Origin of the sequence: Sulfurimonas marina (genome assembly GCF_014905095.1) — a bacterium.
GTDB classification, from domain to species: Bacteria; Campylobacterota; Campylobacteria; order Campylobacterales; family Sulfurimonadaceae; genus Sulfurimonas; species Sulfurimonas marina.
This window is the reverse complement of the sequence record NZ_CP041165.1, coordinates 784,048-805,868: the sequence shown is the minus strand read 5'-3', so window position 1 is coordinate 805,868 and position 21,821 is coordinate 784,048. Positions and strand designations below refer to the sequence as shown.

The window sequence follows — 21,821 nt, the reverse complement described above, 5'->3', positions numbered from 1 at the left end:
ACTCTCCTTTTATTATTTTATAATTGCTTGCGCTAAGTTTTGATAAGCTATTGAACCTATCGATTTTACATCATATAATATTGCAGGTTTTCCAAATGATGGTGACTCTGCCAATTTAACATTTCTCGGTACTACTATATATTTACTCTCATCATCAGTAAATAGCTTCCCTTTAAAATGTTGTTTAAGATCTGCAAATACCTGTTTAGACAAATTGTTTTGAGATGAATACATTGTCGGTACAAAACCTTTTATATTTAATTTCGGATTGATCGACTTTCTTACAAGTTTAATTGTATTTAATAACTGTGCCAAACCCTCTAATGCAAAAAACTCACATTGAATAGGAATAATGACAGAGTTGGATGCTGAGAGTGCATTAATTGTCATCGGTCCAAGTGCAGGAGGAGAATCTATAATAATATAATCATAATCTTTTTTAACATGAGCGATAGCTTTTTTAAGAACAAGTTCACGTCCTCTTGCTTTATCAGCATCATAATACTCTTTTTCAATACCAACTAAACCGATATTAGATGGAGCAAGGTGTAATGTAGGCAGATCAGATTTTAAAATGATATCTTTAAGTTTTTTCGCACCAATTAAAACATGGTATATATTAAACTCGTAATCATTTCTATGAAATCCCAATGATGTTGTTGCATTTGCCTGAGGATCGGAGTCAATTAATAAAACTTTTTTCTCAGCAACAGCGAGCGAGGCTGCAAGATTTACTGCAGTTGTAGTTTTTCCAACCCCACCCTTTTGATTTGCTATTACTATAACTTCACTCATCTTAGACTATATATCCTCTCACCATCAATTTTTATACTTCCATCAGCTTCAAGTATTGCATTACTTAAAGGAACTTTTTTATTATTTATATGTACAAAAAATTTATTATTCTTACGAAATTCTAACTTATATTTGCTAAAAACTTTCTTCCATAAAACTTTTTTTTCAACTTTTTTGAAATAGTTTTCAAGCAACAGTTTTTTATCTACTATTATGTCGATTTTTTCAAACCCTTGTGGTGCTGCTATAAGGTTTAATCCTACACCGCAAATCAACTTATCTCCTACAATATTAGTGATCATTCCTCCGATCTTTTTTTCATTGAGATAAAAATCATTAGGCCATTTTATGAATACTTCAGAACCCATCTCAGCCAATGTCTCTTTTAAAATATAAGCAAAATAGATTGATGCAGATTCAAGTTTAAGATCGTTGGGAAGTTCTTTTAAAGAAATTGCAAATGAGAGAAAAAGATTCCCTTCTATACCGTTCCATGAATTGTTTCGGCTTCCAATGCCGTTGGTCTGTATCTCTGAAGATACAGCTATAGGTAAATCGGGTTTAGTATCTTGAAGTAATTTTTTTAAATAGTTTTGTGTAGAGTCAACTTCATCAAGATAAAGTATCTTCAACACCTATCCTTTTACCGTTAATATATGAAAGAACATTCATCTCTTTTTTCGATTCTGGCTGTACACTGAAAATTTCTAAACTACCGTTTGTACATCCAACTATAATGCTCTCTTTTTTAACTTCTATTATTTTTCCGGAATCATTTTTCGATTTTGTTTCAACTAAAGAGATATTTTTCAGCTTTAATCCACTTTCTAAATAGATCCCAGGCCAAGGTGTAAATGCACGATACTTATTATATACCTCTTGCGCACTATCAAAAGATACTTTTCCCTCAGCTTTTGTTATTTTCGTACAATGAGTTGCTAGTGTTTCATCTTGTTTTACAGGTGTATAGTTTTTATAGTTCTTTAAAACATCGATTGTAAGCTCAGATGCAACTACGGTGAGTCTCTCAAAAAGAGTAGCTACCATTTCATCGTCAGGTACATCTATCTCAGAAATTTTGAGGATATCTCCCGTATCTAATCCCACATCCATCAGCATTGCAGTTACACCCGTTTTAACATCACCATTTAAAAGTGTCTGTTGAATCGGACTTGCACCTCTATACTGTGGTAAAATAGAAGCATGAAGATTAATACACGGAGCATGGTCTAAAACCGCTTTTGGAAGGATCTGTCCATATGCAGCAACAACTATATAGTCACAATCGATTTTTAAAAGTTCCGCAACCGTCTCTTCATCTCTTAAACGTGTCGGTTGATATACTGCTATACCGGCTTTTTCAGCTGTAACTTTGACAGGGGGTGGTGTTAAAACCTTTTTTCTACCAACAGGTTTATCCGGTTGTGTATATACAGCTACTATATTGATCTCTTGATCAGATATAAGCTCTTTAAGAATCTCATCTGCGTAAGATGGTGTCCCCATAAAAATTACATTCATTATATACCTTTTGTAAATAAAGTTCCGCCGATATGATTTTTTTCAAGCATAAAACTTTTAACATCTCTAAGATCAAATCCACTTGCTAAAAACATATCAATATTGCTATTAAGCAGATAAGAAGCAGCTTTGAGTTTAGTTACTATACCACCCGTAGCAAAAACGTTATTTGGCGTTACATCTTTTGTTAATTCTTCTTCAGAAATTTCATGAACAACTTTTAGTTTTTTCGCATCATCATGTTTTCTAGGGTCTTTGTCATAGTATGCATCAATATCAGAAAGTATAATCAACATATCTGAAGCGGTATGTTTAGTCATATACGCTGAAAGCTGATCATTGTCCCCTACTACTAATTCTTCAACAGCAGTTGCATCATTTTCATTGACAATAGGGATAACACCATTTGCAAGTAAAGTATCAACAGTGTTTTTAATTTTTTGGATTTCATCCTCACGAGCCAAGTTTGCAGCAGTTACTAAAACTTGTGCAGTAATAACCTCATGCTTTTCAAACTTAGTTGCATATTTTTGCATTAAAACCGGTTGACCAATTGCAGCAAGAGCTTGTTTATTTGCTAAGACGGAACGATCAAGTTGCAGTTTTGTATATCCGCCTGCAACTGCTCCAGAAGAAACTAAAATAACTTCATTCTCTTTTTTCAACTCTGCTAAAAAAGCTACAAGTGAACGCATTCTATCTAATGCGATCTTTCCATCTTGTGTTAAAACTGCACTACCAACCTTAACTACAATTCTTTTCATTACTCTTTTCTATCACTTTGTACAAGATTAAACAGAGCATATTTAAGACCCTCTATATTTTTGTTGATCGCAGAAGATATCGGTAAAATAAAATATGGTTTTTCTCTATCAAACCCTAAAGTTTCATCCACAGTATCTTGAATATAGTATGGCAGATTTTGGTCAAAGTCAAATTCACTGTGTGTACTTTTCTCAAGTCCCATCATCTTAATAAAACCGCCAACTAACTCATCTACATCATCAGGAGCAATAATATCTACACGTGTAAGTGCGATCGCATATTTCGAAGTACCCAGCTTTTCCGAGAATGATGCTACTTCATCTTTTAAAACATCAATCTGTTCTTTTAAGTCTCTATATGAAGCAAGGTCAATCATAAATAGAAGTGTTTTGGTTCTTTCAATATGACGTAAGAACTGAATCCCTAAACCTTTCCCTTCATGAGCACCACCGATAATTCCAGGAATATCGGCCATAACAAATGACTCATAATCACCAATGTTTACCTGACCGAGTTTCGGTGTCAATGTTGTAAATTCGTAGTTTGCGATCTCAGGACGTGCATTTGAAACTGTTGAGATTAAAGTAGATTTTCCAACATTTGGAAATCCTACTAAGCCAACATCAGCGATCAGTTTTAACTCTAACTTTATAGAACGAGTTTCACCCTTTTGTCCAGGCTGTGCGTATGTCGGTCTTTGATTTGTAGGTGATTTGAAGTGTGTATTTCCAAGTCCACCTTTTCCACCTTCAAGAAACTTTGCTTCTTGCCCGTCTTCGAGCATATCAAGCAGTACTTCACCTGTTTCTTGGTCTACGATCTGTGTCCCAGGCGGTACGATAATAATCTTTTTCGCACCAGATTTTCCAGTCATATTTGAGCCTTCACCCGGACGACCGTTATCTGCTTTTATATGCATTTTTCTTTGAAAATGGGAAAGTGTATGTGTATTATTATCACACTTGAACCAGATGTCTCCACCTTTTCCACCGTCACCACCGTTTGGACCACCGTTGAGTACAAACTTTTCACGACGAAATGCTACACATCCTGCGCCACCTTTTCCTGATGAAACTGTTAATTCGACACTATCTGTGAACAAGTGAACTCCTAATATTAATATTTAGCTATATATAGTCAATATTTTTTTCAAATATTAACCAACGAATACTTAACAATACACTAAACGATGATAAAGTAGATTATTAAATATTTTAAATTTGAGTATTTTGGAAAAATTTCCGAAGTTAAAAAAATATTTGAGCCAAAGCTCAAATATTAAAAGTAGAATTATGCAGCAGGAATAATAGAAACTTGTTTACGTTTCTTATCTTTTCTTTCAAAAGAAACTACACCGTCAACTAAAGCGTAGATAGTGTGATCTTTACCCATACCTACATTTTTACCTGGGTGAACTTTTGTTCCTCTTTGACGAATAATGATGTTACCAGCAACAACAGCTTCTCCACCATATTTTTTTACACCAAGTCTACGACCTGCTGAATCACGGTTATTCTGTGTACTACCTTGACCTTTCTTATGTGCCATCTTGCGTCTCCTCTTTTAGTTTAGCTTATGCAGCGATTTTCGTGATACGAACACGAGTATGATCTCTTCTGAAACCACGTTTTACTTTACTGTCTTTACGACGACGTTTTTTGAAAGTAACAACTTTTTTGTCACGACCTTCACTAATTACCTCAGCAGTTACAACAGCGCCATCCACGTATGGAGCTCCAACTTTAAGCTCACCAGCGTTTACTGCTAAAACTTCTTTAATCTCGATAGTAGCTTGTGGTTCAAGAGACATTTTATCGAAATCTAAAACGTCACCCTCTTGAACTTTATATTGCTTACCACCATTTTTAATAATTGCGTACATCTATGGTCCTTAAATTATATATACTGTATTTCTACAAAAAGTGCGGAATTATACCGAACTTAGTTTTAAGTTTTGTTTAATTGTTAATGATTTGTTATTTTACGAATCACTTGTATAGCTTTTATAACCATATATCTTAACAATGATAGTAAAAGGTACACTATAAAAGTATAAATAAAAGGATGAAAATAATTTTCTCTTTCATACATAAGTGAAAATCTTTCACTCAAATTACTTAATAGATCAGGATGAATAACTACAGCAAGAAAGATAAGTAAGCTGATAAAAATACCAACTTCTCTTATCATCAAAGATCTCATCTTACATTAAACCTCTCATCATTAAATACCAATACATAGGTTTTAACATGTAAAGATCAAATGCCCACCACATCCATCTTTGTTCACCAACAGCTAATGGGAATGACGGTGCAGCACCCTTATAGTCAAATTCAGCAAGGATAATTTTACCATATTGAGTTTTTAATGGACATACAGTGTAACCATCAAACTTCTCTTTAGGCTTTTTGCCTTCCATTACAGATAAAAGATTCCCTACCATAATAGGTCCGTGATGACGAGCTGAACCACCTGTTTTTCCCTTAGCAACTCCACAAATATCACCGATACCGAATACATTATTATAACGTCTATGCTGCAGCGTGTATTGATCAACTTCCAACCAACCTTTTCCTGTTCCTTTTTGCCATGCAAGCGGTGAAGAAGCAACAGCATCAACACCAGCCATTGGTGGAACAATATGGATAAAATCGTATGGCATATCTACACGCTCAGTTTTCTTGATGATATCATACTCTTCCAAATCTTCATCATACTCACCTTGTAGCTCATACTTATGCTCAAATGTAGCTATCTTTTTCTCAGCATCGATTGCCACAAGATTATGTCCAAACTTGTTAGTTATATTTCCATATCTAGGCTGCACTTCCTCTTCAAGCGTTTTATTTACTTCTGGAACGCCAAACAAATTAGTTGATGATGTTGCAAATGTAAAGTCAGCTGTTAGTTTATCCTGTTTTAAAAAGTCATTGCTTAGATAAAGGATCTTTTGTGGAGCACCACCACATTTAATAGCTGTTTCAGGTTGTGTACATATTACTTTCTGTTTGCCTGTTTTAGCTGCTTCTTTAAGATCGTTAAACCACTCCCAAGTTAAAGAACCGCCATCCGCAGTTCCAGCTTCGGCATTATTCAGATAAACTGAAGAGATCCCGTTTTTTCCGATCATATCTTCAGTAAGACCTTCAATCCACTCATAATGGTACTGAAGACCGGTAGCTACTACTAAATAATCATAGCTTACTTCTTCTCCGGCACGAGTAATCACTTTATTGTTATCAGGATCAAAGGTTTTCACTTCATCTTTAATCCACTTTACATCATCAGGGATAAAGTCTTTATTATCTTTTACTATATCTTCAAAAGTGTACTCACCGGCTGCCATAAAAACTTGCCCAGGTTGATACAAGTGTTTTTCATTTGGTGCAATAAGTGTAATGTCAGGGTCTGAAAGTGCCGAATGAAATCTTGCCATAGCCATGATCCCACCTGAGCCACCACCAACAATTACAATTTTTCCTTCAGCAGAAGATGATGCTTCAGCTGTTGTAGCTTCACCAGCAGCACCACTCAATAATAATCCGGCTGCAATTGGTGAAAGCCCCATAACTTTTAAAGCATCACGACGACTCATCCCAGAGTTATTTACAATCTCGTCCATAAACTCATTTTTCTTATCCATAATTTCCCCTTTAACTCTATAACGTTTTAGTATCTATAACTTACTGCAAATCTCAAATCAGATGATGTAATATCTACCTCTTCTGGTATTACCCATCCTGCGCAGTTAATGTTTGGTGTAAAGTTGTGTTGTACGTACGTGTAACGGATCTGTGATGGAAGATATTTCACACCAAAGAGATCAAAATTCCAGTACGCTTCATAAGCATCACCACGTACTGCTATTTTAGATCCGATTGCCGTATCTTCTGCCCATGTCATCGGTGTCCAGTACTTTGTTCCATGATTATATTCCAAACCAAATTTTCCAGCATCTGTTATGCTATCAGGGAAAACTGCTCCGATCCAATAAGAATATCCTGTTTTACTTTCCCTTGATCCAAGCAGTTCATGATTCTCTTTTGGATTGTATTTAGTAGCTGCAAGCGATAGAAAAAGTGTTGTCTCATCTAAAAAGTCACTGATCTCATCTCCAACACCTTCAACTTTTAATGAAAGAGCTCCAAGATCTGCACTACCTGATGCTGCTTTATTTACATCATCCGCTACTCCAGCACCATTTAATGCCTTCCCTTTTGTATCAAAGATATGAGCCCATTGATACGCTAACTGATATTGTCCATCATTATATCCATCACCTAAAAATACAAAGAAATCTACACTCTCATCTTCTAAAGTTGCGTTTACATCCCCACCGCTTAATGCATAAGGCATTCTAGTTACCGGGCTATCACCGTATACACTCTGCATCTCTCCACTATGTGCACGACCATATACTAACTTTGTGTATGCACCATCTACAAAACGGCTGAGATTAAACATTGCCATAGCAGCATTTACTTCCATATTTGTAATATGAGCCAAAGGGGAACCTGCCACTTTTTCATTCTCTCTATAATTTGCTAAAAAGCCGTTTGTTGCAGGGCGTCGACCAACACTAACACTGATAGGCTGTTCACCTAAAGCAGTATTATAGATAAAATAAGCTTCTTTAATTCGCATCACTGTATCAGCAGGTCTTGATGAAGCCGCCCAATCTTTGAGTGCATTATCATCCACATAAAGATGTGAACCCCATGTAGAGTATACAGCCAATTTTCCTTGAAAAATAAGATCTTTAATTGGAGAAGATGCCATTGTCAAATAAAGTCTGCTTGTGAGTAGAGAGTTATTAGAAGCTGTCTCTCCCGTTTTATTGTTTTTATACTCTATTACATCAACTGCATTTCTAAAATCGAGTCCAAATTTTACATTATCAAAAGCATCATGCTTTTTTACCTTTGAAAGAGTTTTGCTCGTTCTTTTTTGCTTTTTTTCTAATTTTTTTACTTTAGTAGTCAATGCTTTAACTTCAGCTTTTAAGTCTGCTATATCATCACCAAAAAGATTTAATGATAAAGCACTTACCACTACAGAAGAAAGGAGAATTTTTCTCATAAATATTTCCTATTTTTTGATTTTTTATTTGAGGGTTGTTATGCAAGTGCACTGCACTTGCATACAATTAACACTTAGGGATATTACCGCTGTCACTTGCAAAGTCATTTACAAAGTCGTAAAGATGTGAAGAAAACTTATTTTTAAACTTATCACTTTCAAAAAACTCTTTTCCTGCTGGACATATCTCAGTCATTGCCTTACCAAGTTCACCATTATCATTTGCTTCTGCCCATTCATCTTGAGAATGTTTTGCTGCAAATACTGCACCTGTCATACCACAAACTTCTTTCAATTTCTTTTGATAAATTCTTTGTCCTTTTGCAGCATCTGCACTTACAGTTGTTGCGAAAAGTCCTAATCCTAATAATGCTGTTAAAGCGATTTTTTTGTATGAAACCATAATTATTTCCTTATTTAATTTTATTCATAAGTAAGCATTATATACATAGAAAGATTAATAGATTATTAACTATTTTTTATAATAAAAATAAGAATTTCTAAAAAAAGAACAAAATTAAACGAATAAAAGATGGTATAGTGGAAATAAAAAGGTAATTAGATTTTAATATAAGGGGAAGAAAAAGCCCTGCTATAGGGCTTTTATATATAAGTTAGGTTATTAGTTCGCTAATGCTATAGCATCAATCTCAACAAGAGCATTCTTTGGTAAAGTTTTTACTGCTACTGTTGAACGAGCAGGTTTATGAGAACCAAAAGCTTCTTCATAAATTTCATTTACTGTTACAAAATCTCCCATATCTGCTAAAAATATAGTAGTTTTTATAACTTGCTCCATGCTGCTTCCTGCTTCTGTAAGTACAGCTTCGAGATTTCTTAACACTTGTACAGCCTGTACAACTACATCTTCTTGAAGTAATTCATCACTACCATCAGGTTTTAAAGCTATTTGCCCTGATGTATATACCATCCCATTTGCTTTTACGGCCTGTGAGTATGGTCCAATAGCAGCAGGGGCATTATTTGTTTGAATAAGTTCCATTGTTTCTCCTTTATTTATTAACTTTTAGTCTGTCGTGTGCATTATCCATAAATGAATCAAAACACTCCACACCACGATGGCCTAATGTCTCATAAAGTATCTCACCTTGTGAATCTACAAAATAGTGTCTAGGTACTGGTGTAGTTTCAAAATTTTTAGGTACAAAATGACGATCTCTAGAGATATGTACTACGACAAACTCTTTTGCTAATCTTTCTTGTATAGCTTTTTCCTGTAAAGTTGTATTTTCAAATTTTCTACACCATCTACAATTATCCGATGTTAAAAGTACATATACAAGTTTGTTTGATTTTTTTGCATCTATCAATGCTTGTTTATAGTCATGCGGCCAATCGATTCCCGAAGCAAATAACGAAAACGTCATTGCTAAAAATAAAACTATTTTTTTCATACTATTTATCCCATATTTCTATCAAAGTTTTAAAAACCTGACATAAACCTTCAACCTCTTTTTTTGAAGTTCTTTCATTTACAGCGTGAATGGTGTCATTCTTGACACCGAATTCTACCACATCAACTCCAAATGCGGAGATAAAGCGTGCATCACTTGTTCCACCGGCAGTTGAGTGTTTAGGTTTAATAGATGTTACTTTTTCAATAGCCTGGTCTATCTTTTTTACTATTTTTGTATCTGTATCTGTTTTAAACGGATAAGAACCTTGCGTAAGTCTAAGTTCATAATCAAGGTCTCCCAGATATTTTTCTACAAATGCCTTAATCTCTTCTTGCGTTGTTTTTGTATTATTACGTACATTGAACATCATTTGAAGTTCATTTGGAGTAACATTTGTTACCTGCATACCTGCACGAATATCAGTTACTACAAATTTTGAAGGTGCGAAGTGTTCATCCCCGTTATCTAGGTCAACTCCGGCCATCTCACCGAGTACTTGTGAGATTTGATGGATCGGATTAATAGCTTTTTCAGGATACGCAGCATGACCTTGCTTCCCTTTAATAGTGATGTAACCGTTTATAGAACCGCGACGCCCTACTTTAATGGCATCTCCAAAGTTCTCTTCACAAGTCGGTTCAGCAACTACACAAAAGTCAGGCAGCATCTCTTTATCTCTTAAGTATTCTAATACTTTTACCGTACCATTAATTGCATCACCCTCTTCATCAGATGTAAGTAAAAGTGAAAGTGTTCCATTGAAACTATCTGCTTCATTAACGGCTTGTGTAAATGCCGCTACTCCACTTTTCATATCTTGTGTGCCACGTCCGTAAATATAACCGTCTTTCTCTGTAGCTTGATAGGGATCAGTATCCCAACCTTTTGAACCAGCTGGAACTACATCTACATGTCCTGCAAAACAGAGATGCTCACCCTCACCGAATTTTTTATAGATAAAAAGGTTTTTTACATCTTCTACATCAACTCTAACAGCTGTAAAGCCCGGTAAATAATCCTCTATAAAAAGTAATAAACCTCCATCATCGGGAGTTTCACTTTTCGAATTGATCATATACTTGAATAATTCAATTATTTGCAAAACTATTTTCCTGCACTACCGTACTTAAGTGTTTTTAGAGCTACCTCTTCATCATCTTGACGCATTAAAGACTCACCAACTAAGAAAGCGTCCACTCCCGCTTTAGAAAGATCTTCTAACTGCCCGTGTTCATAGATACCGCTCTCAGCTACGATCACTTTTCCGTTTGGAATTAATGGAATAAGTTTATATGAAAGCTCCATATCCATCTCAAAAGTTTGCAGGTTTCTATGATTGATTCCGATAATATCACTTCCCGCATAGATAGCTTTTACAAGATCAGATTTATCATGAACCTCAACTAACGCTTCCATACCAAGGTGTCTAGTATATGCTAAAAGATCTTTTAACTCTTTTTTTGAAAGTGCAGCAGCAATTAAAAGGATAAAGTCAGCTCCATATACTAGAGCTTCTAGGATCTGATACTTTGAAACGATAAAATCTTTTCTAAGAAGCGGAATTCCTACATATCTTCTTATACCTGCTAGATAATCTAAACTTCCTTGAAAAAAGTGTGGCTCAGTTAAAACAGAGATAGCACTTGCCCCACCTCTTTCATACGACTGAGCGATAGCTAACGGATCGAAATCTTCGCGAATTACTCCTTTAGACGGAGAAGCTTTTTTCACTTCAGAGATAATTCTGTAAGGGTCCTCTTCAGTTGCAGTAAGGTATGGGAAAACATCTCTTGGTTGTCTTGCATTAAATGCCAATGAACGCCCCAACCAATCCATAGAGAACTCTTTTTCCCTTTTAGCTAAGTCTTCTTTTGTTTTTTTGATAATATCATCTAAAATCATTCTTTATTTTTTCCTCTTTAAAATTTGTTTTTTTAAACATTCATTTATCTTCTTCATGTGCAGATCAACTTCAGGATCATCTCCACCCTCTAAAGTTCGAACTTTCAGCATCAGCTTCTTCGCTTTTTTACATTGTCCCAGTTTATAATATCCCCATGCTAGAGAATCTAAATAGTATCCCGATTTCGGTTTTACTTTTAAAACCTCTCGAACATACTTCATACCTTTTTTAATATCAAGCTCATGGTCTATTAGGATATACCCTAAATAGTTTTTATATAGAGTGTCATTTTTTACAGCTACGACTCTCTCTAACTTCGATACTACACTCTCTAAAATTTTTTTATTGAGATTACTTTTATTTGCTTCATATTGATAAATAGCACTCTGTCCCAGATACTCTAAAGAGTTCTCTTTCTCATAAAGTTTAGAAGCTATAAGATATGCTTTTTTAAAATCTTTTGCTGAAAGGTAAAGCTGTAGTAGAAGTTCATCATCTTCACCACTCTCTTCCAAAAAGTTCATCAACTTTACATAATCTCTTTTATAACCGTATATCTGAATAATTTTTTTTGCTACTGCACTCTCTTTATCTAAAGAGTATTTTCTTTTATATACACTTAATAATCCGTCAATATCATTTTCATTGCTATAGATCCCAATAAGTCTATCACAAATCAGTTCAGAACACCCGTGCATCCTTGAGTGTGTTTCAAGCTCAGCTATAGCATCTTTTTTTCTCGATAAATTCACATATAAGATAATTGCAATTTTATCTAATATCTTCTCATTATACTCTTTAGCATAAGCACTCTCAAGATATTGCAATGCTTCTTCATATTGATGATTTTTGATATATACATCTGCTGTAAGGATATAGTCATCGGGTTGTTGTGTTTGTTTTGATAGAGAAAGTGCCAATGCAATTGCATTAGGTATGTCTCCCGATTCGGCAAGAGAACCTATCTTATATCTTTGAAGTTTTCTATCGTTTGGTTCATATGCTAAATACCGATCGATAATCTCAATAGTAGTATTGTAATCTTTTGCTAAATATCTATTTTGCACAGATCTATACAAGTACTCTTTTTTTTGTGACTTGTCATACAACTGAGCAAAAAGTTTAGCTGCTGTTTTATAACTTTTTACCTGTTCCGCACGAAGAGCAAACATGATGTAGGTATCTTCCTCATCAAATGCTTTTTCATTTGGCGTAGGTTGCGTCTCCTGCATTGTTGAACAAGAGATAAAAAAGATTGAAACAAACAGAAGCAAAAAATTTCTATACATCTACTATCCCTGGGCATTCTTCTTTGAGCTCATCTACCCTTGTTTTAAAATAATCCCAAAACGGAAAAGTTTTACACTGCGTCGGACGTGCCTTATAGATCTGACATCCATTGCTTTCTTTGTCGTAAAACACGCACTCGTAGGAGTCTCCCACCTTGTTCTCTTTTATAGAGTATTTATACCCTTTTTTAAAGAGATATTTTATCGCAAAATCATTAACATCCATCTCTAAAAGATCTGCAATCGCAAATATCTCACTTTTGGTGACGTAGATATATCCACTCTCACCCGTACAACATCTTCCTTCACAAGTTTCACACGCTGAAGGTGTAAAAGCGTAAGGAAATCCATCTTGTTTTATTATATCTGACATTTTATACTCTGTGTTGACGCTTTTTTATAAATTTTTTTTGACTCTTCACTTTGTTCGTTACCCTCAAAACTGATAAACGGCGGCCAAACTTTCATCAAAGAGTTTGAACCGTTTCTTGCGTGAATCATAACGATAGAAGCTGTGCGATCTACTTTTGGATGTACAAAACGTACATCTACCACTCTCATTTTCACTTTATCAAGTTCTGCACATACACGTCCGAACTGCGTTGCATCATAACAAAATATAAAATGGGACTTCGGTTTTAAAAGCTGAGAAACCTTTTTAAAAAAAACCTCCATCGGCAAGTTTACATCATACCTTGCATGGAACAACATATCGTTAGCACTTTTTTGTGCACCTGAAGGGTAAAAAGGTGGATTTGATATGATATAGTCATACTTCTCTTGCACCTCTAACGATGTAAAATCGCTATGGTACACTTTATAATCTATACCATTTTCTTTTGCATTTTTTTCGGCATATGCCACAAAAGCTTCCTGTTTCTCAACAGCTTCTAAAATAACTTTTTCATTATCACGAGCGACTAAAAGACCTACGACTCCACACCCTGCACCAACATCTAAGACTCTCCCTTTAGGATTGAAATTATTTATAAAATCGTATAAAAAGAGAGAATCGCTGTTGTAACAATATCCTGCCTCCGGCTGGTGTAAAATCATTATACTCCTTTATCTGCACTATGATATAATTGTGGCATTATATCAAAAGGGATTTAAAACAAAATGATAATTATTCCGGCAAGATTAGCCTCAACAAGATTTCCACAAAAAGTTTTAGTAGATATAGGCGGTTTACCTATGGTTGTAAGAACTGCAAAAAGGGTTGCCCACCTAGATAGAGTCGTTGTTGCAGCAGACGATGAAAAGATAGTAGAGACTTGTAAAGCTCACGGTGTAGAAGCTATGCTTACATCTACTACACATAAAAGCGGGACTGACAGAATCCACGAATGTGCGACTATTTTAGAGCTTGATGATGATGAACTGATCATTAACGTACAAGCAGATGAGCCTTTCATTGAGACTGATGTTGTAGAGTCTCTGCAAAAACAACTCAAATCTCTTCAAGACAAAGGTGAAGAGTTTATAATGGGAAGTTGCTACAATGCGATCAACGATGAAGCAGCCCAAGATCCTAATCTTGTAAAAGTTGTTTTAGATGCAAATCACAATGCCATCTATTTTTCACGTGCAAAAATTCCATACAATGCAGGTGGGGGTGCACAATATTTTGGCCATATCGGTATCTACGGATTTTCTAAAAAAAGTTTAAAAGAGTTTTGTTCTTTAGGTGATGCACCGATCGAAGATATAGAAAAACTTGAACAACTACGCGCTATTTATCACGGTAAAAAGATAACAATGGTAAAAGTTGCTTCAACAGGATTTGGAATCGATACGAAAGAAGATTTAGAAAGAGCAATTGAGATATTTTTATAATAATCTCTACAATTTTTCACTCAAATGGATAAGTATACAGTTGATACAGATGAATTCGAAGAGGATCTAGAACCCTCATGGCTAATAAAGCAAAAAGAAGATGCTAAACTAGCTGAAGAATCTTATGCCCAAAATAAAAAAATAATTTATAAAGCGGGCGATCAACTGGGAAATTTTTTATTTGTAAAATATAATAAAGCAAAAAATCGTGCTACATTTGAGTGTCAAGATTGCGGACGAAAATTCACCTATAACATATACGCTATAAAAAATAAAAAAAAGTGCAAGTGGTACAAGTACCACTAATATTTATGCTTTTTTGAGAATCTCTGCGATAGTTTCACTGTTGTAGAGTTCCCCTATACCCCAAAGTGTAGCTAACTCTGCTGCATTATCAGCAATCTCAGCTATCCCCTCTTCAGGTATCCCCGCTTGCTTTAATGTCACTGGTGAACTTATTTTCTCAAACCACGATTCAAGTGCACTGATACCTGCATCTGCATCTTGAAGATTAAAAAGCTCTTTTGCAAAACGTTCAAACTGTGGAAGATTTTTTTCTTTATACCATTTCATCCATGCAGGAATAACAACTGAAAGTCCTGCACCGTGAGATACATTATAAAGGGCAGAAAGAGCATGTTCAATCATATGGTTTGGAAAGTTTCCGCCATGTGTTCCAGCTGGAGTAAGACCGTTTAGTGCTTGTGTAGCTGCCCATGCAAACTCACCTCTAGCCTCATAATCATTAGGATTTTCTATTAAAATTTCCGTTGTTTCCATAATAGTTTTAATGATAGCTTCTACAATTCTAGAGTTGAAGTTCGGATGAGACGCGGCAGTAAAATAGACCTCTATAGTATGAGCAATCGCATCTACCGCTGAATATGCAAGATAATCTTTACTAACCGTTGCCATCAGTTCAGGGTTAATAACTGAGACTAGCGGATTTACATGTACAGATGAGATTGAATATTTTTGTTGTGTATCTTCATTGGTGATAACAGAATTTCCGTTCATCTCACTCGCAGTTGCGGCAAGCGTCATCACGGTAAATACAGGAAGAGCTTCTGTAATCTGTGCTTTTTGAATAAAAAAGTCCCAAACATCACCATCATATTTTGCACCTGCGGCAATAGCTTTAACAGAGTCTGCAACAGAACCCCCGCCAACTCCAAGAACAGCCTGAACCTTTTTCTCTTTAGCTATTTTTACACCTTCTTGCACTTTGCTAAGAACTGGATTGCTTACTATGCCACCAAACTCTTCAAATGCCACTCCAGCTTCTTTAAGTGAGGCAATAGTATCATCATACAAAGTACCTTTTTTTATGCTTCCTGTTCCGTAAGCCAGCAATACACTGTCATATCCGGCTTCTTTTATATAAGTTCCTATCTTTTTTTCTTTTCCCTTACCAAACTCTATTTTAGTCGGGTTGTAATATGTAAAATCGTTCATAAAATATCCTAGTTTTTATTTAGGAAATAATATACCATATAATCCTAACACAATGATAACAGAATAGAAAAGTTAAAATAAAAGTGATTGTATAAATAGTTTCAAAAGATTTTGGAATTAAATAAAAAAGGTTTTTATAAAAGGGATTGGGGAGAACAAAACCTTATCCATCTCAAAAAGAGGTGGATAAAGCTAAGAATATTTTAATTAGATATTGTCACGAATTCCTAAAGAATCTACAAGTGCTTGGTAACCATCTTTGTTCGTTCTTTTGAAGTATTTCATAAGACGACGACGTTGACCAACTAATTTTAGTAGTCCAAGACGAGATGCGTGATCTTTTTTGAACACTTTTAAGTGCTCAGTTAACTCCGCAATTCTAGTAGTTAATAGTGCAATTTGAACTTCACTTGAACCAGTGTCGTTTTCATTACGTCCGTATTTTGCAATAATCTCTGCTTTTTTAGCCGAATCTAAAGCCATAATAGCCTCCTGATAGGTATAATAATCTAACTCAAATGCAATTGCAGATAAAGTTGAAGCGCAATTATACCCAATTTTTTCTTTATTTTTATTTATATTACCATTAAGGGTTTTTAGCTATAATATTCATCAAAATAATAGTAATAAAGAATATAAAGATGTTGATTACAAAAGCAAGTGAATATGCAATACTTTCGTTAATAGTTTTATCATCAGCAAAAGATCCTATGGATAGCGAATCTCTCTCTAGAGAATTGGCAATATCCAAAAGTTTCTTAGCAAAAATACTTCAATCACTTGCAAAAGCCGGAATACTTAAATCGTATAAAGGTGTTAACGGTGGATTTGCACTTAACAAAGATCCAAAAGAGATCAATATGCTTGATGTCCTTTCCAATGTTGAAAGCAAAGCACCTGCTGTTTTTGAATGCTCACCTTCTGAAAAAGATTGTCCATCTGATAGAGCTGACATATGTTCTATTTGGCCGTTTCTAAATAAACTCCAGATCAAGATAGATGATTTTCTAAAAAATCTGACACTTGCAGATATATTAAAAGATTAAAGTTTATGAGATGATATACATTGGCTAAAAAGAAGTTAACACTAAAACAACAAGTCGGCACCAGTTTAAATTTTTTACTTGGACAAAAAGATCTAAGTGTAGTTGTATTTGTAATGGCAATCTTAGCCATTATTATCGTTCCCCTTCCATCATCTGTTTTAGATCTTTTCTTAACGGTATCGATGGCTATGGCAGTTTTAATACTACTTATTTCGCTCTATATACCAAAACCGACCGATCTGACAACCTTTCCGACACTTATACTTATTCTGACTCTCTTTAGACTTGCACTTAATATTGCAACGACAAGGATGATTTTAAGTCATGGATATGAAGGGCCTGAAGCGGTTAGTGATATCATTACAAGTTTCGGTAACTTTGTTGTTGGTGGAAACTATGTTATCGGTATTATTGTATTTGCGATCTTAGTTATTATCAACTTTATGGTTGTAACAAAAGGTTCTACAAGGGTTGCAGAGGTTGCTGCTAGATTTGTACTTGATTCTATGCCGGGTAAACAGATGGCAGTTGATGCAGATCTTAATGCGGGACTTATCGATGATGCCGAAGCAAAAAGACGCCGTGCGGAGATCTTACAAGATGCAAACTTTTACGGAGCGATGGACGGTTCGTCTAAGTTCGTTAAAGGGGATGCGGTTGCAGGTATTATCATTACACTTATCAATATTATCGGTGGATTTTTAATCGGTGTATTTCAGTATGATATGAGTGTAAGCGATTCAGCTGCAACATTTACCCTTCTTACAATTGGGGATGGTTTAGTTGGTCAAATCCCTGCACTTATCGTCTCAACTGCTACAGGTATTATGATTACGCGTTCTTCAAGTGACGGCGATAATTTTGCAGAGGGTACTATCAACCAAATGGTTGGAAATGCGAAGATCCTTATGATCGTGGGTGGTATTATGACACTCTTTGCACTGGTTCCTGGACTTCCTACTGCATCAATGGGGCTTATCGGTATCTTATTTGCCCTTCTTGGATGGTCAATTTATAAATATGAAAAAGGGGAACTTAGTATCCTTGATGTTGAAAATATCCTTACAAGTAAAACACAACAAGAGTTAGAAGCTCAAGAGAAACTAAAGCCTAAAAAGACACAAGAGGAGATCCAAAAAGAGGAAGAGAGTGCTCTAGAGGATATCTTAAAAGTGGAGATGCTAGAACTTACACTCGGTTACCAGCTTATCAAACTAGCAGACTCTTCTCAAGGTGGGGATCTTTTAGAGCGTATCCGTTCAATGAGACGTAAAATAGCAAGCGACTATGGCTTTTTAATGCCGCAAGTTCGTATTCGGGATAATCTCCATCTAAAACCGACACAATATCAGGTACTTTTAAAAGGTGTTGAGATTGGTGAAGGGGAAATAATGCCAGATAACTTCTTGGCAATGGATAGCGGTATGGCTACAGGACATGTCAACGGTAAACCTACTAAAGAACCTGCATTTGGACTTGATGCTATTTGGATCTCACCGGATGATAAAGAGGATGCAATTATGCATGGATATACTGTAGTTGACCCTGCTACTGTTATCTCTACACATATGAGTGAACTTATCAAACGTAATGCTGAAGAGCTTCTCACTCGTCAAGAGGTTCAAGCACTTATCGATAAAATTAAAGATGATTATCCAGTTATTGTGGATGATGTACTTAAAGTAGCTAATATCGGTTTAATCCAAAGAGTATTAAAATCATTATTACATGAAAAAATACCTCTTAAAGATATGCTTAATATCTTAGAAACAATTGCAGATATTGCAGAGTATACAAAAAATGTAGAACTGCTGACTGAACAAGTAAGAGCGAAACTCTCCCGTGTTATTACACAGATGTACTCGGGTGAGGATGGTGTAATCAGACTACTTACATTTGATACGCAAACTGAGCAGATGTTACTCCAAAAATCGCAAGAGCAAGACGGAGTGAGAAACATTATGCTTAATGTTGGTGAAATCAATGCTTTAATCCAAGCTGTTAGTACAAAAGCAGCAGAAGTATTACAGAAAAACATCTCACCTGTTATAGTAATAGTAGATCCACAAATACGTCGCGGTGTTGCTGAGATATTTGAGAAATTCTCACTTGATATCGTAACACTTTCACATGCTGAGATAGACTCTACTGCAACATTTGAAGTGCTTGGTTCAATCTCAATGGAACAAAACAATTAATAAGGAAAAAAATGCAAAAAAGAACAATCCACCATTTATCACATGTTGATTTAGATGGGTACAGTTGTCAACTTGTTATGAAATACACACCGTATGAAAAACTAAACTACAACGCAAATTACGGTGCAGAAGTAAAAGCTAAACTTGAAGAGATCTTAGAAAATATCCAAAAAGCGGATAAAAGTGCCTATATCTTAATCTCTGATCTTAACTTGACTGCTGATGAATCTAAATGGTTAAACCATGAAGTAAATAAACTCAATGAGAATAAAAAAGATGTAAAACTACAACTTTTAGACCATCATGGAAGTGGTGAAGAGAGTGCTAAGAAATATGAATGGTACTATCTTGACACTTCAAGATGTGCTACAAAAATCGTATACGACTTTACAAAAGAGAACTTCACATTCAATGAACCTTCTTGGATGGAACACTATGTTAACATCGTTAATGCAGTTGATCTATGGAAACAAGAGGAACAAGAAAACTTTGAATTTGGAAAAGTATTTATGCGCCTTGTTACAGAGACAAGAGAGTTAAACCGTGTAATGTTTGCAAAAAAAGATACAGAGTATAAACTTGCTCTTTTACATGAGGCTGTTAACTACATCGATCAAGCAAACGGTCATATTGTTTTAGATGAGAAGATCCATACTCTTAAAAAAGATTTTTTCAGAAGAGATGAGGACAACACTTTAGATAATCTTGCAACGGAATATATCGTTGAGCTTCTAGGGGAGAGTAAAGCCGAAAAAACTATCTACTATAAAGGGTACAAAGGGTATCTATCTTACGGTGTTGGAAATACCTCTATTATAGGTAACGGTTTTTTAACAAAATTTCCTGAGTACGATTTTATTGTTGATGTAAGTTATAGAGGTACTATGAGTCTCCGTGCAAATAACAATGTAAGCGTTGCTCAAATAGCTAAAGAGTGGGTTGACGGCGGTGGACATCCAAATGCAGCAGGAGGAAGAGTTCAAGGTTTTAAAGAGCAATTCCGTTACTCTAAAGTTAAAGAACAGATTGAATCTATTATACATAAGAAAGAATCTGTTGCAGGCAAGCTTGAATACAAACAAGAGTAACACCCGTTACTCTTAAAACTACATCTACTAGTTATTTAGAAAATATCTTTCAATCCCGTTAGCTAGTCCAAGAGCCATTTGTTTTTGATACTGTCTATTTACTAATCTTTTTGCTTCTTTTGGATTTGTAATAAATCCAACTTCAACTAAAACAGAAGGCATCTGTGCACCTACAAGTACCCAAAACGGTGCAGGTCTTACACCTGCGTCTTTAACGTTTTTATACTCTTTTCTAAGTGCTCCAAGCGCACCTCTTTGTAAATCGATCGCCAGTTTATTTGATGCTACTATATTATGAGAATTCAGTGTTGAAAGAAAACTCTGTTTTCCATAGAAATCCATTTCACTCATATCTGCCGAGTTCTCTTGTGCAGCCACTTTTTTCGCACGGCTTGAACGGGATTTGTCAAGAAAATAACACTCTATTCCATACGCTTTGTTTGCATGCTTTTTACTTACGGCATTTGCATGGATACTGATAAAGAGATCCGCTTTTTTACGGTTTGCGTATTTTGTTCTGTTTCTAAGTCTTATAAACTTATCATTATCCCTTGTCATAAATACTGTATATCCGCGAGCTTTTAAAATAGACTGCAGTTCTCTTGATATTTGAAGCACAACAACTTTTTCTCTATATCCCTTATAGCCAATCGCTCCAGGGTCTTTACCCCCATGTCCGGCATCAATTACAATTCTTTTATTTCGATCCAGTCTTTTAGGAGAAACTACTTTTTGTACTCGTGTTGTTTGAGCGTATTTCTTCCCAGCTTTTGGAGTCATTTTAACTATTAGTTTTTTATCCTCTTTTTTAAATGAGATCTTAACTTGTGCGCTGTCTTGTATAACTAAACGGAGTGTTGTAGGATTAAACTGTGCTAACTTTATTTTATCAATATTTTGTTTTTTTAATGTTTGTGATTTTGTCAACATGGATGCATGTACATCAAATACATATTTATATACTTTTTTCTTTGGATCGTATAGTTTAAAATAGTTTATTTGATTATTGCGTAGTTTTTTATCAAAACTTAGAACAAGTCTTCCATCTCTCCAGCGAATAGATTTTAGTTTATGAGAAGAAGAAACCCTAATATCTGAAGATTTTTTTCGCTTACTTTTTTTCTGTTTTTTTACAGTTGATGATTTCTTTTGTATTTTTTCAAGTTCATCGGAGTATTGAGATACATCTATGTGTAACTTTGTACCGCACTTTACAATACCTTCAAGTGCGCATGTTTTTAATTTCTGATCTTCATTCATCAAAGCACGAAGATAGATATTTTTATAGTCGTTATAGGCACGGAACTGATTTGCTTTTGTAGGAGACTTTGCATAGCCGTCTGCCCGTTTTAAAAGCTCAAAATCATTCGCCCCATATAGTGAAATAATAAAAAGTAGAAAAAACGTTACAATATAGCGAATCATCTA

General features: G+C 35.2%; 25 protein-coding genes. 5 read left to right on the top strand and 20 right to left on the bottom strand.

Translation table 11 applies throughout. The features are described from left to right. Positions 1-12: 12 nt before the first annotated feature. The 17 genes from FJR03_RS04220 to FJR03_RS04140 form a co-directional block, all read right to left on the bottom strand. Entirely contained in the window at positions 13-795 is a 783-nt protein-coding gene (locus FJR03_RS04220; protein ID WP_193114408.1) for a ParA family protein, read from the bottom strand. Continuing rightward, the gene (locus tag FJR03_RS04215) at positions 792-1,430 is read right to left on the bottom strand and encodes a biotin--[acetyl-CoA-carboxylase] ligase (protein ID WP_347402129.1); all 639 of its coding nucleotides are present in this window, start codon (positions 1,428-1,430) and stop codon (positions 792-794) included. The genes FJR03_RS04220 and FJR03_RS04215 overlap by 4 nt, the downstream gene beginning before the upstream one ends. Next, positions 1,408-2,316, bottom strand: a complete 909-nt coding sequence (fmt, locus tag FJR03_RS04210; RefSeq protein WP_193114406.1) for a methionyl-tRNA formyltransferase — start codon at positions 2,314-2,316, stop codon at positions 1,408-1,410. Before fmt ends, FJR03_RS04215 begins: the two co-directional genes overlap by 23 nt. Continuing rightward, a complete protein-coding gene (proB, locus tag FJR03_RS04205; RefSeq protein WP_193114405.1) occupies positions 2,316-3,080 on the bottom strand; it encodes a glutamate 5-kinase in 765 nt (254 codons plus the stop codon). Before proB ends, fmt begins: the two co-directional genes overlap by 1 nt. After that, entirely contained in the window at positions 3,080-4,183 is a 1,104-nt protein-coding gene (gene obgE / locus FJR03_RS04200) for a GTPase ObgE (RefSeq protein ID WP_193114404.1), read from the bottom strand. The genes proB and obgE overlap by 1 nt, the downstream gene beginning before the upstream one ends. Before the next feature lie 188 nt (positions 4,184-4,371). Beyond that, positions 4,372-4,629, bottom strand: coding sequence for a 50S ribosomal protein L27 (gene rpmA, locus FJR03_RS04195; RefSeq protein ID WP_193114403.1), 258 nt, complete (start codon positions 4,627-4,629; stop codon positions 4,372-4,374). A 25-nt stretch (positions 4,630-4,654) separates the two neighbouring features. Beyond that, a complete protein-coding gene (gene rplU / locus FJR03_RS04190; protein WP_193114402.1) occupies positions 4,655-4,963 on the bottom strand; it encodes a 50S ribosomal protein L21 in 309 nt (102 codons plus the stop codon). Positions 4,964-5,284: 321 nt separating this feature from the next. Next, on the bottom strand, positions 5,285-6,724 hold the full coding sequence (locus FJR03_RS04185) for an NAD(P)/FAD-dependent oxidoreductase (protein WP_193114401.1): 1,440 nt from the start codon (positions 6,722-6,724) through the stop codon (positions 5,285-5,287). A 26-nt stretch (positions 6,725-6,750) separates the two neighbouring features. Then, positions 6,751-8,160 (bottom strand): DUF3373 family protein, encoded by a 1,410-nt coding sequence (locus FJR03_RS04180; RefSeq protein ID WP_193114400.1) that lies wholly within the window; start codon positions 8,158-8,160, stop codon positions 6,751-6,753. A gap of 67 nt (positions 8,161-8,227) precedes the next feature. Then, positions 8,228-8,563 (bottom strand): cytochrome C, encoded by a 336-nt coding sequence (locus FJR03_RS04175; RefSeq protein ID WP_193114399.1) that lies wholly within the window; start codon positions 8,561-8,563, stop codon positions 8,228-8,230. A gap of 219 nt (positions 8,564-8,782) precedes the next feature. Beyond that, a complete protein-coding gene (locus FJR03_RS04170; protein WP_193114398.1) occupies positions 8,783-9,163 on the bottom strand; it encodes a RidA family protein in 381 nt (126 codons plus the stop codon). Between the two features lie 10 nt (positions 9,164-9,173). Further along, positions 9,174-9,575 carry a thioredoxin fold domain-containing protein gene (locus tag FJR03_RS04165; RefSeq protein WP_193114397.1) on the bottom strand — a complete coding sequence of 134 codons (402 nt, stop codon included), beginning with the start codon at positions 9,573-9,575 and terminating at the stop codon, positions 9,174-9,176. A gap of 1 nt (position 9,576) precedes the next feature. Then, positions 9,577-10,680 carry a succinyl-diaminopimelate desuccinylase gene (gene dapE, locus FJR03_RS04160; protein WP_193114396.1) on the bottom strand — a complete coding sequence of 368 codons (1,104 nt, stop codon included), beginning with the start codon at positions 10,678-10,680 and terminating at the stop codon, positions 9,577-9,579. A 2-nt stretch (positions 10,681-10,682) separates the two neighbouring features. Continuing rightward, positions 10,683-11,480: an indole-3-glycerol phosphate synthase TrpC gene (trpC, locus tag FJR03_RS04155; protein WP_193114395.1), complete on the bottom strand. Its 798-nt coding sequence runs from the start codon at positions 11,478-11,480 to the stop codon at positions 10,683-10,685. A 3-nt stretch (positions 11,481-11,483) separates the two neighbouring features. Continuing rightward, complete coding sequence (locus tag FJR03_RS04150; RefSeq protein ID WP_193114394.1) at positions 11,484-12,770, bottom strand: tetratricopeptide repeat protein; 1,287 nt, start codon at positions 12,768-12,770, stop codon at positions 11,484-11,486. Beyond that, a complete protein-coding gene (locus FJR03_RS04145) occupies positions 12,763-13,143 on the bottom strand; it encodes a YkgJ family cysteine cluster protein (RefSeq protein WP_193114393.1) in 381 nt (126 codons plus the stop codon). The genes FJR03_RS04150 and FJR03_RS04145 overlap by 8 nt, the downstream gene beginning before the upstream one ends. Then, positions 13,131-13,826 carry a tRNA1(Val) (adenine(37)-N6)-methyltransferase gene (locus tag FJR03_RS04140; protein ID WP_193114392.1) on the bottom strand — a complete coding sequence of 232 codons (696 nt, stop codon included), beginning with the start codon at positions 13,824-13,826 and terminating at the stop codon, positions 13,131-13,133. The genes FJR03_RS04145 and FJR03_RS04140 overlap by 13 nt, the downstream gene beginning before the upstream one ends. A gap of 63 nt (positions 13,827-13,889) precedes the next feature. On the opposite strand from FJR03_RS04140, the gene kdsB reads away from it, so the two are divergent. Both kdsB and FJR03_RS04130 read left to right on the top strand, forming a co-directional pair. Beyond that, positions 13,890-14,606 carry a 3-deoxy-manno-octulosonate cytidylyltransferase gene (gene kdsB, locus FJR03_RS04135; protein WP_193114391.1) on the top strand — a complete coding sequence of 239 codons (717 nt, stop codon included), beginning with the start codon at positions 13,890-13,892 and terminating at the stop codon, positions 14,604-14,606. A 24-nt stretch (positions 14,607-14,630) separates the two neighbouring features. Continuing rightward, positions 14,631-14,912 (top strand): hypothetical protein, encoded by a 282-nt coding sequence (locus FJR03_RS04130; RefSeq protein WP_193114390.1) that lies wholly within the window; start codon positions 14,631-14,633, stop codon positions 14,910-14,912. A gap of 3 nt (positions 14,913-14,915) precedes the next feature. On the opposite strand, the gene FJR03_RS04125 is transcribed toward FJR03_RS04130, so the two are convergent. Together FJR03_RS04125 and rpsO are read right to left on the bottom strand one after the other, a co-directional pair. Further along, positions 14,916-16,061, bottom strand: coding sequence for an iron-containing alcohol dehydrogenase (locus tag FJR03_RS04125; protein WP_193114389.1), 1,146 nt, complete (start codon positions 16,059-16,061; stop codon positions 14,916-14,918). 207 nt (positions 16,062-16,268) lie between these two features. After that, complete coding sequence (gene rpsO, locus FJR03_RS04120) at positions 16,269-16,544, bottom strand: 30S ribosomal protein S15 (RefSeq protein WP_193114388.1); 276 nt, start codon at positions 16,542-16,544, stop codon at positions 16,269-16,271. Positions 16,545-16,702: 158 nt separating this feature from the next. On the opposite strand from rpsO, the gene FJR03_RS04115 reads away from it, so the two are divergent. The 3 genes from FJR03_RS04115 to FJR03_RS04105 are packed head-to-tail and all read left to right on the top strand — an operon-like array spanning position 16,703 to position 20,393. Then, on the top strand, positions 16,703-17,107 hold the full coding sequence (locus FJR03_RS04115; protein ID WP_193114387.1) for an RrF2 family transcriptional regulator: 405 nt from the start codon (positions 16,703-16,705) through the stop codon (positions 17,105-17,107). Between the two features lie 20 nt (positions 17,108-17,127). Continuing rightward, positions 17,128-19,305, top strand: a complete 2,178-nt coding sequence (gene flhA / locus FJR03_RS04110) for a flagellar biosynthesis protein FlhA (protein ID WP_193114386.1) — start codon at positions 17,128-17,130, stop codon at positions 19,303-19,305. Between the two features lie 11 nt (positions 19,306-19,316). Next, positions 19,317-20,393 carry a DHH family phosphoesterase gene (locus FJR03_RS04105; protein WP_193114385.1) on the top strand — a complete coding sequence of 359 codons (1,077 nt, stop codon included), beginning with the start codon at positions 19,317-19,319 and terminating at the stop codon, positions 20,391-20,393. Between the two features lie 27 nt (positions 20,394-20,420). On the opposite strand, the gene FJR03_RS04100 is transcribed toward FJR03_RS04105, so the two are convergent. Next, positions 20,421-21,818, bottom strand: coding sequence for an N-acetylmuramoyl-L-alanine amidase family protein (locus FJR03_RS04100; protein ID WP_193114384.1), 1,398 nt, complete (start codon positions 21,816-21,818; stop codon positions 20,421-20,423). Positions 21,819-21,821 lie beyond the last annotated feature (3 nt).